The organism is Clostridium putrefaciens, from assembly GCF_900461105.1.
Classification (GTDB): domain Bacteria; phylum Bacillota; class Clostridia; order Clostridiales; family Clostridiaceae; genus Clostridium_L; species Clostridium_L putrefaciens.
The window spans coordinates 1,347,238-1,361,051 of sequence record NZ_UFWZ01000001.1 but is presented as its reverse complement, the minus strand read 5'-3'; the positions used below and the strand labels follow the sequence as shown (position 1 = coordinate 1,361,051).

At 30.5% G+C, this 13,814-nt stretch carries 9 protein-coding genes; 3 read left to right on the top strand and 6 right to left on the bottom strand.

What is annotated here, in order from left to right; genetic code table 11:
• Positions 1-15: 15 nt before the first annotated feature.
• The 4 genes from idi to DY168_RS05830 form a co-directional block, all read right to left on the bottom strand.
• Positions 16-534: an isopentenyl-diphosphate Delta-isomerase gene (idi, locus tag DY168_RS05845; RefSeq protein WP_115640912.1), complete on the bottom strand. Its 519-nt coding sequence runs from the start codon at positions 532-534 to the stop codon at positions 16-18.
• Positions 535-823: 289 nt separating this feature from the next.
• Positions 824-2,302: an ISLre2 family transposase gene (locus tag DY168_RS05840; protein ID WP_115640911.1), complete on the bottom strand. Its 1,479-nt coding sequence runs from the start codon at positions 2,300-2,302 to the stop codon at positions 824-826.
• A gap of 210 nt (positions 2,303-2,512) precedes the next feature.
• Entirely contained in the window at positions 2,513-3,448 is a 936-nt protein-coding gene (locus DY168_RS05835; protein ID WP_115640910.1) for an SPFH domain-containing protein, read from the bottom strand.
• Between the two features lie 61 nt (positions 3,449-3,509).
• Positions 3,510-3,944: an NfeD family protein gene (locus tag DY168_RS05830; protein WP_115640909.1), complete on the bottom strand. Its 435-nt coding sequence runs from the start codon at positions 3,942-3,944 to the stop codon at positions 3,510-3,512.
• Positions 3,945-4,263: 319 nt separating this feature from the next.
• Between DY168_RS05830 and DY168_RS05825 the strand changes: the two genes are divergently transcribed.
• Positions 4,264-6,171 carry an NAD(+) synthase gene (locus DY168_RS05825; protein ID WP_115640908.1) on the top strand — a complete coding sequence of 636 codons (1,908 nt, stop codon included), beginning with the start codon at positions 4,264-4,266 and terminating at the stop codon, positions 6,169-6,171.
• Between the two features lie 168 nt (positions 6,172-6,339).
• On the opposite strand, the gene DY168_RS05820 is transcribed toward DY168_RS05825, so the two are convergent.
• Positions 6,340-6,762, bottom strand: a complete 423-nt coding sequence (locus DY168_RS05820) for a YaaR family protein (RefSeq protein ID WP_115640907.1) — start codon at positions 6,760-6,762, stop codon at positions 6,340-6,342.
• A gap of 486 nt (positions 6,763-7,248) precedes the next feature.
• Here DY168_RS05820 and DY168_RS05815 point away from each other — a divergent pair, with 486 nt between their 5' ends.
• A complete protein-coding gene (locus DY168_RS05815; RefSeq protein ID WP_115640906.1) occupies positions 7,249-9,870 on the top strand; it encodes a calcium-translocating P-type ATPase, PMCA-type in 2,622 nt (873 codons plus the stop codon).
• A 47-nt stretch (positions 9,871-9,917) separates the two neighbouring features.
• Here DY168_RS05815 and DY168_RS05810 read toward each other — a convergent pair whose 3' ends face one another.
• Positions 9,918-10,424 carry a gamma carbonic anhydrase family protein gene (locus DY168_RS05810; RefSeq protein WP_115642429.1) on the bottom strand — a complete coding sequence of 169 codons (507 nt, stop codon included), beginning with the start codon at positions 10,422-10,424 and terminating at the stop codon, positions 9,918-9,920.
• A gap of 325 nt (positions 10,425-10,749) precedes the next feature.
• On the opposite strand from DY168_RS05810, the gene DY168_RS05805 reads away from it, so the two are divergent.
• Positions 10,750-13,758 (top strand): vitamin B12-dependent ribonucleotide reductase, encoded by a 3,009-nt coding sequence (locus DY168_RS05805; RefSeq protein ID WP_115640905.1) that lies wholly within the window; start codon positions 10,750-10,752, stop codon positions 13,756-13,758.
• Positions 13,759-13,814: the final 56 nt, after the last annotated feature.

The following is a 13,814-nucleotide window of genomic DNA, read 5'->3' as shown; positions in this document are numbered from 1 at the left end:
TGTGTTTTGTAAATATTAATATATATATTCAATAACCTTACCTATTGAAAGCTTGAACCAATAAGTATATCTTTTTGGAAACTCTTTTATATCTTTATTAAGCTCCTTTAAATCTACCCATTTAAATTCCTCTACTTCCTTTGGATTTATAGTTACCTCTCCATTATGTTTCCCTATAAAAACATGATCATATTCATTTTCATGTAAATTTTCATTAAATTCTATATTATATGAAAACTTAAAGATCTCTTCAAGTTCAGCATCAAAGCCCATTTCTTCTTTGAGTCTTCTATGTGTAGCTTCATTAAGGTTTTCTCCCATTCTTTGATGACTACAACAAGTATTTGTCCAAAGACTTGGTGAATGATACTTATTCTTTTCTCTCTTTTGAAGGAGTAACTCCCCCTTTGAATTAAATATAAATATTGAAAAGGCCCTATGGAAAATACCTTTTTTATGTACTTCTGCTTTTTCTCCATAGCCTATTTCTTTATCATCTTGGTCTACTAATAATATCATTTCTTCATTACTCATAAATACAAATCCTCACTTTAACATTTTTAGTTTTATTACATCCCTACTTAATAATATCTTTTATATAATAATACATTAACTATAATAATATTTAAACCTTATACATACGCATTATCAATTAACTATGAAAATCCTTTAAATCATCCTTTATCATATTATATCCTTTTAAAAATTTCAAATACAGTTAATGGTTTGTTTGAGTCAAGTAAAAGTGGGCAACTATTTTATTTAATTTATTATCCATTATTTTACATGGGGTATTTATAATTTACCCTACCCATTTTTATTCTTAATTGTAACTAAAACTTCCAAATCCTTTTAATCCACAAAGTTTTTGTATTACTTTTCTTCCCAAGGTAACCGCGGCTCCACTATAAGGAATAGGCGCGGTATGTATCTTATATTCTTTAGATTTCGTACCCTTTTTATTAACCGCGGAAGCGGATAAAGGTATTTCACGAATTACAGTATCTATAACGCCCTTCGGTATAATGTTTTTATAGATCTTATCCAAGGTACTAAATAATCTATTGCTAAACTTTTCTGCTAAAATTTTAGATAAGTTATCGGCTCCATTAATAGACCAGCTCATTTTTCTACCTTTCATTCTATGTGCTAACACATCGCAAATGTTATGTTCCATAGTCCCTAATTGCCTATATTCTATCCCTTCGGGTGCCGTAGGCATAGTTATATTGTCTCTTAATTTATATGGAACTAGGCCCTCTTTATTATGTACAAAATAGTCATATAGCTCTGTAAGCTTTTTAAAAACAACTTCATCTTTATTATTTTCTATCATCATGTTAACAATTATTTCCAACCCTTCATCAACTTTCCCTTGCCTAAATAACTTAAGTAAGACTTTCTGTTCTTTTTTATCACTTACTTTTCTAATAATTGCTTGGCTTATATGAAATGGATCCAGTTGAAAGTGTATGTCTTGATCTTCACAGGTTGCTTTTATCCACTTTGCACCATCTCCATTTAATATCCTAGTTTCTATTTCATCAACATTATACTTTTCAGCAATGGTTGCTTCCGCAACTTTTTTAAAGTGGCTAGAACTATTAAAACTTGCACAAACAGTTTTATCAATAACAACATATTCTTTTTTACTGCCTGGACGCAACTTCCAACCTGTATAAGATACTGCTAATTTAAGTTCTTTTTTTCTATTCTTACCCTTTGGTCTATCTTTTCCCTGAATGGATAACCATACACCGTCTTGCTCCTGAAATAGCACTGGTACTTCCTTTTCGCCTTTCAACGCACCTTTTTCATTTAGTTCAATCTTACGCTTTTCTAGTTCATTTATCTTTTCTCCAACCGTTTGAACTATGTTCCAAACTCCTTGAGCACTAATTTCCTGATTACACATTGTTTTTATATTTTCAGCTGTTTTTCTAAAAGATACTTCTGACACGTTAGTTAAAATAGTTTCTACAAGATTTATAGATACATTACCTATGGTGTCCATGCCTAGATACTCATCTAAAAGGAACTTAGTAGCTGTTTTACCATCTTCAAGTTCAAACTGATAGATACGTCTTGAATATTCAACATCCCCCATAATCGTTCTTAAACAAGTCTTTTTAAGTCCCTTATTTCTATATACTTTAATCTCTCTTTCTTTAAGTAGCTTTTCATCTAAAGCTTCCAACACATTTTTTAAAACATTGCAGGCTTCATCACAAACTATCTTATAAATCTTTTTCTCTATTTCCTTGAAAGTTAAGCCGTTTTCATTTAAACTAACATTATACATAAATTCAACTCCATTCAGTTTTGTGTTTGCAACTTAATTATAATGGATAATTTATGTATTGGGGAGATGTTTTTGCATCTCCTTTTATTTATATAGTTTTTTATACTAGTTCTGCCTACTAAAATTATACTCTAACTAATGGTTTTTAAAATAAATAAAGAGTTATCTCAAAGTTTATTTTGAGATAACTCTTTATATCTACGTATAAATTTACTTATTATTTAAAACATCAGCTAATGCTGCAATGCTTCCTAGTGAAGATACAGCATCTGTAGGTATTATAAGCTTGTTTGATGGTCCTTTTGCAAGTTCTTTCAATGCTTCTATTTGCTTTAATGCTATTACTGTCTCATTAGTTCCTGATTCTATAATAGCCCTATTAACCATGTGTATAGCGCCTGCATCTGCCTTTGCAATAGCTTCTATAGCTTTTGCCTTACCTTCTGCTTCTAAAAGTTGAGATTCTTTAAGTCCTTCTGCTCTTCTTATATTAGCTTCTTTTTCAGCTTCTGCTTCTAATATTTTAGATTGTTTTGCACCTTCTGCTTTAGCAATTTCACTTTGTTTTTGGCCTTCAGCTTGTAATATTAAGGCTCTCTTATCTCTTTCTGCTCTCATTTGTTTTTCCATAGCTTCTTGTATTTCATTTGGTGGAATTATATTTTTAATTTCAACAGAAAGTATTTTGATACCATAGGCATCTGTTATTTGATCTACAACCATTAAAAGTTCGGAGTTTATTTTATCTCTTCCAGACAAAACCTCATCTAAAGTCATATCACCAACTATATTTCTCATATTAGTTATAGTTGAGTATATAATACCTGCTTTATAGTTCTCTATATTATATGCTGCATCCCTAGAATTAAGCACCTTATAAAAAATAACATTATCTATAGAAATCTTAACATTATCTTTTGTTATAACATTTTGAGGATCTATATCTAATATTTGTTGCTTAACTGAAATCTTCTTTCTAACAAAGTCTACGAAAGGTATAGTTAAATGCCAACCTGGTTCTAACACCTTATAAAACTGACCAAATCTTTCTAGTAAGTATACATATCCTGTGTTAACAACTTTAATAGATGATAATATACTTATAAGAACTAATACCAAAATAACAATAATCACAATCTTTCCCATTTAGTAACCTCCTCTTAATTATATAATTTAATATTAAGCATCTTTAAACCTTTTAGATGTCTTAATCAATGCTTTTAATGAGTATTTTATTTCCATCCATAGATTCTACTTTAAACTTTTCATCTTTTTCAATGTTCTTATTCCCTATATTTTTAACAGTCCAGTAGACTCCTTTAATCTTAACATGGGCTTCTATTTCCCTGTCTATTTCTTTTTGTGAAATAAATTCTTTTCCTATATATTCATTGACTTGTGAATTTAATACTTTTGTATTTTTCATCTTATTTTTTATAATAGGGTACACAGTAAATATTAATATCAAACTTATTGATAAGAAGAGTATAAATTGAATACTTAAACTTAATCCAATTACAGCAGCTATAATAGCTACCATTCCTCCAACTGTAAACCAAACAAAAAGTAAACTACTTGTTAATAGATCTATAACCAGCGCTACTGAAGCTATGATAAGCCACATTATAATATTACCTGACATATTACCACCCCCTACTTAAATTATATAACAATATTGTAATTACTTCTATACATATAATATATTTACTTCTATATATAGAAATGAATATTTTTCTATATACTATAATTTTATTATACACTATATATATACAAATTACAAGTTTATATTAATCTCTTTAAAGGTTATTTTATACCTCATTATATTTTATCGTATGAGGCTTGTTTTTTTTATATTATATACATATATAATATTCATATATGTATATAATATATGCTATGATGTTAATCTAGTTAATATTTAAGAATATGTTAAAATTAATAATATTTATTGAGGTGATAATATGAATTTTATAAGGGTTGGGGCAGCGTGCCCAATAACCAAAGTATCCGATGTTAATTATAACTTAGAGAATATTAAAATCTGTATAGACAAGGCTTTAATTGAAAATTGTAAGGTTCTTATATTTCCAGAGCTTTCAATTACGTCTTACAGCTGTGGCGATCTTTTTCTACAAAATCAATTGCTAAATAAATCTGAAAAGGCTTTAGAAAGCTTATGTATTTATAGCAAGGGTAAAGACATATTGATGGCAGTTGGAGCTCCCCTACACTATAATAGCAAATTATATAACGCAGCTTATATAATTTTAGATGGAAAGGTTCTTGGAATAGTTCCTAAAAGTTATCTTCCAAATTATAGTGAGTTTTATGAAGGAAGATGGTTTACAGAAGGACTAGACATTGAAACTACAAATATCAATTTAAAATTTCAAGATTCCATTCCTTTTGGAACGAATATTATATTTACTGACGGAACTTATAAAATTGCCTTTGAAATATGTGAAGACCTTTGGGTGACTATACCTCCAAGTTCTCTTCTTGCACTAAATGGTGCAAATATAATAGGCAATCTGTCTGCTTCTAATGAAATAATAGGAAAATATGATTACAGAAAAAATTTAGTTTTGTCTCAAAGTGCTAAAGGATTATGTTCCTATATATATTCTTCTAGTGGTGTCCATGAATCCACTACAGATTTATTATTTAGTGGTCACCTTTTAATATCAGAAAATGGTACTCTTTTAAAAGAAAACGAGAGATTTCAAAGAGAAAATCAGGTTATTACGTCTATAGTGGATATAGATAGGATAGAAAGTGAAAGACTAAAAAACACTAGTTTTAAGAAAAATCCTGGCTTAAAAGAATCAGTTCTAACAACTATTAAATTTAAATTTAATGATTTATCCTATGGAAAATTTGATCGACTTTTAGATAAACACCCCTTTGTTCCAAAGGACATCCTTGAAAGAAAAGAAAGATGCAAGGAAATATTTAATATCCAGACCTCTTCTCTTGCTAAACGGTTAGAGCATACAGGTTGTAAAAAGGTAGTCCTAGGAATTTCCGGTGGCCTTGATTCCACCCTAGCACTTTTAGTAATACTTAAAACCTTTGATATGCTAAATATCAAAAGGGAAAATATACTTACAATTACTATGCCAGGCTTTGGGACTACTGATAGGACTTATAACAATGCTAAAGACTTATGTGTTAATCTAGGAACAACTTTAAGAGAAATAAATATAGTAAAGGCCTCTCTTTTACATTTTAAAGATATAGGGCATGATGAAAAAATACATGATGTTACTTATGAAAATGTTCAAGCAAGAGAAAGAACACAAATATTAATGGATATAGCAAATAAGGAAGGTGCTCTTGTAATAGGTACTGGTGATCTATCAGAACTTGCACTTGGATGGTGCACTTATAATGGTGACCATATGTCAATGTACTCTGTAAACTGCTCTATACCCAAGACATTAGTTAGATACTTAGTTAGATATGTGGCTGAATTTGAGGTAAAAGATGAGGTATCAAAAACTTTAATAGATATATTAGAAACTCCTGTAAGTCCTGAGCTTTTACCAAAGGATAAGGATGGAAACATAACTCAAAAGACTGAAGATATAGTAGGCCCTTATGAACTTCATGATTTCTTCTTATATTACTTTATAAGACAAGGAATGTCTACAGATAAAATATTATTTTTGGCAAAAGAAAGCTTTAAGGATTATTACAATGAAGAGACCATAAAGCTTTGGTTGGATAAGTTTGTAAAGAGATTTTTCACACAACAATTTAAGCGTTCTGCACTACCTGACGGCCCTAAGGTTGGAACCGTAAGTTTGTCTCCACGAGGCGACCTTAAAATGCCATCGGATGCTAGTTTTAATAGTTGGATAATTTAACAATTGTTATAGTTAGAATTATATATTAAAAAAATCAGATAACTTAGGGTAAATATCTACAGTAAGTTATCTGTTTTTTTATTTAAATTTAATCATCAATGAAATATTTATCTTTTTCATTGGTTTAATATATGTATATACTAGTCTATAAGTTTTAAATATTTTATCTTATCTATAGATATCTAAAACTAGTCCTTGTATCTCATCAATAGTTGCTGCAATATCTATATTTTCCCTTTCGTCTCCAAGTAAAAGTTTAGTCAACTCCTCTAACTTTTCATCTACAGTTTCCACTGTAATAAAATATTGTGTCTGCCAAAAGCTTATATCCTTTTTTACTCTATACATATAAGCCATTACAGATTCAAGGTAACCTTTTATCATCTTTTTATATGCTATTACATCTGAATAACACTTAGTTAGAACTAATCTATTGCCCTTCTTTTTTATATCCTCTAACATTTGTTTTAAATCTTCTTCAGATTTTCTTTCTCGTGCAAAGCTAAAGCTTCCAGAAAAGTCTTTTCTACTTTCAACCTTTTTTCGTTCTGAGGTAATAGCTGTATTCTTACTAACTCTTCCTATTTCCAAAGATTACACTCCTTCACTATTTAATAATTATATTTATTTATATATTTATATATTTATATATTTATATATTTATATATTTATATATTTATATATTTATATATTTATATATTTATATAAAATTATTATACTATACATTAATAATATAGTCCTATAAACCTTAAAATTAATATTTAAACTCATAACAGAAAGTCCATTGACAGAATATATTATTTTATGTATAATCAAGATATTAAAAATTTAGTAAGATATCATAAGGGAGTAGCTTGCAGGTTATCCTGTTGCAAAGCCAACAACCGATGTAAAACATCTGGTTTTGTATTAAATAGTAAGACTTATGTGTAACATTTCAGTTATGCATAGGTCTTTTTTAATGATATTTATGATATTTACCATTTATACTATTAAAATTGTTATTGGGTTATAATAGCTATAAGACGCTTTTATAATAAATAAATATATGATTTTCAGAAAGGAGATTAAAAATTCATGTGGTTTAAAAAAACAATTGAAGATACCCTTAAAGAACTAGAAGTAGATCCATCTAAGGGTTTATCCTCTAATGAGGCTAAGTCTCGTCTAGAAAAGTATGGTGAAAACAAACTAGCTTCTAAACCTAAAAAGACAGGAATCCAAATATTTATGTCTCAACTTAAGGATCCTATGATATTTATACTTTTAGTAGCTGCTTTAGTTTCTGGCATAATGGGGGAAATAAGTGACGCCATAATAATTTTATTGGTTATATTCATTAATGCCATTGTGGGAACTGTTCAAGAATCCAAGGCTGAAAAAGCTCTAGAGGCATTAAAAAAACTTTCTACGCCTAAAGCTATCGTTAAAAGGGATGGTATTTCACTAGAAATACCTTCAGAAAATGTAGTTCCTGGAGATATAATAATATTAGATGCAGGAAGATATATACCAGCAGATTTAAGATTAATTAGTACTGCTAATATGAAGGTGGAAGAGTCTGCATTAACCGGTGAATCAGTTCCAGTAGAAAAAAACTGTAAATTGGTACTAGAAGGCTCTGATATAGCCTTAGGTGACCAAAAGAACATGACCTTTTCATCAACTTTAGTCACCTACGGAAGGGGTACTGGTGTGGCTGTTTCAACAGGTATGAATACTGAAATAGGTAAAATAGCTAAGATGCTAGATCAAGAAGGAAATGAAATGACCCCTCTTCAAAAGAAGCTAGCTGAACTTGGAAAAGTTCTTGGTATAGGCGCCCTTGCTATCTGTGCCATTATGTTCATAATATCTGTAATACAAAAAAGAGATGTTTTTGAAATGTTACTTACAGCAATTAGTCTTGCAGTAGCAGCAATCCCTGAAGGACTTCCAGCTATTGTAGCTATTGTTCTTGCTATGGGTGTACAAAGAATGATAAAAGAACATGCAATAGTAAGAAAACTTCCCGCTGTAGAGACATTAGGTTCTGTTAACGTCATATGTTCAGATAAGACAGGTACCTTAACTCAAAACAAAATGACTGTAACTAAATTTTTCACTATAGACGGACTAAAACCTATAAATGAATTAGACATAAATAAGTCTTCTGAAAAACTGTTAATAGATGCATTAGTATTATGTAATGATGCTACCTATTCTAAAGACTCAAGTACTGGAGATCCTACAGAAATAGCTCTTCTAGTAGCTGGAGATAATGCAGGAATGCTAAAGGAAGAATTAGATTCTACTTATGAGAGAATAGATGAACTTCCATTTGAATCTGACAGAAAACTAATGACTACAGTAAATAAATACAATGGACAAAACTATGTATTTACAAAGGGTGCTGTAGATAACCTATTAAAAGTAAGCACTAAAATTTATATAAATGGTGAAATAAAAGATCTTACTGACGATCTTAGATCTCAAATAATGGAGTCATCTAATTCCATGTCTAATAGCGCTTTAAGAGTATTAAGTGCTGCATATAAGGTTATTCCAAACGAGGATATTACTGTAGATTTATTAGAATCAGATTTAATTTTTATAGGACTTGTTGGAATGATAGATCCACCAAGACTTGAGGTAAAGGATTCTATAGCTATATGTAAAAAATCAGGAATACGAACTATAATGATAACTGGAGACCACAAAAACACAGCTTTTGCTATAGCAAGAGAACTAGGCATTGCTGAAGACATAAATGAGTGTATTTCAGGTCCTGAAATAGAAAGGTTACCTGATGGAAAATTAAATGCTCAAATAGATAACTATAAGGTTTTTGCTAGAGTTTCACCCGAACATAAGGTAAAAATAGTTAAAGCTTTCAAGTCAAAAGGAAACACAGTCTCTATGACCGGAGATGGTGTTAATGATGCGCCTTCATTAAAAGCTGCTGATATTGGTGTTGCCATGGGTATAACTGGTACAGATGTTGCTAAAGGCGCTGCTGATATAATCCTTACAGATGATAATTTTTCTACTATAGTTTCCGCTATTGAAGAAGGTAGAAACATATATAACAACATCAAAAAGTCTATAATATTTTTACTTTCCTGTAACCTTGGTGAGATAATAGCATTATTCGTAGCTATATTACTGGCCTGGGAAACTCCTTTAAAACCAATACACATACTATGGGTAAACCTTATTACAGATACATTACCTGCTCTATCCTTAGGTGTAGATCCTGGTGACAAAAATGTAATGGATAACCCACCAAGAAATCCTAAAGAAAGCTTGTTTTCTGGTGGAACTCCTATATTCTTAATTTTAAATGGTATTTTAATTGGTTCGCTTACACTATTTGCATTTAAATATGGTGAAGCAAAATATGATACCCTTCAACATGCTCAAACTATGGCCTTTGTTGTATTAAGTGTATCTCAATTATTCCATTCACTTAACATGAGACATCCAGAAAAGTCCATCTTCCAAGTTGGATTATTTACAAATAAATACTTAATATTTTCTATAGCATTTGGTATATTCTTGCAAGATGTAATAATAACAGTACCCTTCCTTGCAAATGTATTTGATGTCTTTGATCTTACTATGAACGATTGGTTATTTGTAGGAGGATTATCAATAATACCATTAGTATTAAATGAAATTGCTAAGATTTTTATAAGAATGAAGAAAAAATCAGCATAAAAAAAGGGCCCTAGTGGTCCTTTTTTTATATAATGTTTTCATATATATTATTTGTTATATTGTTTTGAAAGCTTAATATAATTTTCTGCCGAAACTATAAGTTCCAATTTCTCTTCTTCTGTAAGGTCTCTTAAAACCTTCACAGGTGATCCCATACATAAAACTCCTGGAGATATAATCTTTCCTGGAGGAACTATGCTCCCTGCAGCAACAATTGTATTACTACCTATCTCAGCTCCATCTAAAATTATGGCACCCATACCTATAAGGCAGTTATCGCCTACCTTGCAAGCGTGAACTATAGCACTATGACCTACTGTTACATTTTTTCCTATATAGGTAGAAAACTTCTCATTATGAATATGTACTACACAATTATCTTGAATATTAGTGCCTTCGCCTACATATATTGGCATTCCATCAGCTCTAAGCACAGCTCCAAACCATATATTAACATTCCTTTCTAATGTTACATCTCCAATTACATCTGCACTATCAGCTACAAAAACCTCTTCATGTATATTTGGTTTTTTATCTTCAAAATTTCTAATCATAAAATTTTCTCCTCTCATACTATAAATCATCCTATTATAAAAACTATTTTAGCATATTATATTGAAACAAACCATGTATAAATAAATTTTAAAATAAAGAGCAATAACTACATAAATAAAGATAAAACAGTCTACTCATATATAAATGCCTTATGTCTTTAATATATAAATTGATTATAAAATAAATATTGTATATAATGAATAAGTACTATATATAGTGATGTATGCAGAATTGTCACACTATATATAGTTTTCTATTGTAATGTTAAAAAGCTATATTCTTAGATTTTTGATTTTATAAATTACCTGGAGGTGTTTTGAATAAATGGAATCAATTAAAGATGTCTTTAAAAGATATTATACAAAGTCCTTAGAAAAAGACCATACTAAAACTGTATATGATTTATTTCAGTGGAAAAAAGTTAACGTACTTTTAAAAGATCACAAGTCTGGAAAAGTACTTACAGATATGAAAGACTTAGAATTTCCTATAAGCTATTCTCAAAGTGCTTGTGATATAATTGCTTCAAAGTATTTTAGAAAAGCTGGTGTTCCAAATGAACTAGGGATAGAAACTAGCATGAAAATGGTAGCCCACAGAATGGTTAGTTTTTGGGTAGAGTCTTTAAAAGAAGAAAACTTAATTAAAACTAAGGAAGAATCTGAAATATTTTATGATGAAATGGTTTATGGACTATTAAATCAAATGTATGCACCAAATTCACCTCAATGGTTTAACACAGGACTTGCTTTAAGTTATGGAATAAAAGGCTCACCTCAGGGAAACTTTTATTATGATAAAGAAACAAAGGCTGTAGTCTCATCACCTGACTCTTATACAAGAACTCAAGCTTCAGCATGTTTTATAGTTTCAATTGAAGATAAACTTCTAGGAAAGAACTCTATCTCACAGCAGTACGTAACTGAAACAAAGCTATTTAAAGGCGGTTCAGGTACCGGCACTAACTTCTCTAGCTTAAGAGCTGAAGGAGAAAAACTTTCTGGTGGTGGATATTCTTCTGGATTGATGAGCTTTCTAAAAGGTTTTGATAGAAATGCTGGTGCTATAAAGTCTGGCGGAACTACAAGACGCGCAGCTAAAATGGTGTGCCTTGACATAGATCATCCTGAAATAGAACAATTCATATCCTGGAAGGCTAAAGAAGAGGATAAAGTAAGAGCTCTTGGTAAAATGGGATATGATGCAGACTTTGAAGGAGAAGCTTACCAAACTGTATCTGGTCAAAATAGCAATAATTCACTAAGAATAAATGATGAGTTTATGGGAAAAGTTTGCGATTTAAACAAAAACCCAGAAGCTACTATAGAATTAAAGGGTAGAGTAGATTCAAGAGTAAATAAAGAAATTCAAGTTCAAGATTTATGGAATCTATTTAATGAATCTTCTTGGAAATGTGCAGATCCTGCTCCTCAGTTTTCTGATACTTTCAATGCGTGGCACACATGCCCTGGTGGAGAAGATGGAGTATTAAATGCACCTTATAACAGATTAAATTCAACTAATCCTTGTGGAGAATATGCATTTTTAGATAATACATCTTGTAATCTTTCATCTATAAATGTTTATAAATTTTATGATAATGACACTAAGAAATTTGATTTAGATGGATATTTACATATTGTAAGTTTAAATCAACTATTACTAGAAGCTTCAATAAATTGGGGACAGTTCCCAACAGAAGATATTGCAAGAAGAACCCATTTATTTAGAACTACAGGTCTTGGTATTGCTAACATAGCTTCTTTATTTATGGTAATGGGATATCCTTATGCTTCAGAAGAAGCACGTAACATTGCAGCTTCTTTAATAGGTATAATGACAGCTCGCTCCTACTCAATTTCAGCTTTAATGGCAAAAGAAATAGGAACCTTTGAAAAGTATGAAATAAATAAACCTTATATGCTTAAAGTAATAAAAAATCATGCAAGAGTTGCTGGAGCATTAAAGTCTCCTTATGAAGATCTTAACTACTCACCTTTAGAAGTAAATCATAGTTTACTTGTAAATAATAAGCTAAAATTTTTAAGTGAAAACTTAAAGAAAGAGTGGTCAAAAGCTGTTTCTCTTGGTGAAAGTCATGGATATAGAAATGCACAAGTTTCCGTAATAGCACCAACAGGAACTATTTCCTTTGCTATGGACTGTGCTGCAACTTCTATTGAGCCCTTCTTTAGCCACATAGTTTATAAAAAGCTATCTGGTGGAGGTTACATGACACTTGGGAATCCTATTATAGAGGAATCTTTAAAAGCACTTGGCTATAGTGAAACAGAGGTTTCAGACATAATCGAATATATAACTAGAACTAAAGAGGTTTTTGAAGGTGACTTTAAATATGACAAAATAGTAGATGGTAAAATTGAAGGTGCACCTCACCTTAAAAAAGAACATCTAGCTATATTTGACACTGCCAATACTTGTGGTACTGGTGAGAGATATATTGCCTCAGAAGGACACGTTAAAATGGTGGCTGCTATTACACCTTTAATTTCTGGTGCAATTTCAAAAACTGTTAATCTTCCTAAAGATGCTTCCATTGAAGACTTTAAAGACATTGTTATAACTTCTTGGAAACTAGGCGTAAAAGGTATTTCCCTTTATAGAGACTCTTCTAAAGCTAGTCAACCATTAAATACTTCATTATTTAGTGATGCAAATTTAAATCTAGAAGATCTTAGTTACAAAGAGCTATTACAAAGAGCAAATGAAATGAATTTATCTTTAAATGTATCAAGAAGAGATAAACCAGAAGGAATAAGAACTGGAACTACACACCCAGCTCAAATAGATGATGTTAAGGTGTATACTACAGTTAATAGAAATGCTAATGGAGAAATTACAGAAATTTATATAACTACAGATAGAGAAGGCACAATAATCACAGGACTACTTAACTCTTTATCTAAATCAATATCTGTAATGCTTCAATATCATGTTCCTGCTACAGATATAGCAAGAATGCTTAGAGGCCAAAAATACGAACCTTATGGATTCGTTCAAAAACATCCATATATAAAATATGTATCCTCAATTTCTGATCTTATAAGTAAAGTTATAGATATAGAAAATGATGACTACTCAAGATGTCAAATAAAACCTGCTGGCTATGAGAACTTAAATATACCAATCTCTACCCCAATAGATCTAACTGAAGTTTTAAACACAGCTTCAGACAGTGATATTAAGTCCCATACACATGGCGGAGAAAGAGTCTATGGAAGCACATGCCCTACTTGTTCTAGTACTAGAATGATGAGAAATGGAACTTGCATGGTATGCCTAGATTGTGGATCCACTACAGGATGTAGCTAAAAATACTTTAAGATTACTTAGTTATTGTCCTATTACAATTAGCTTATGATATGACA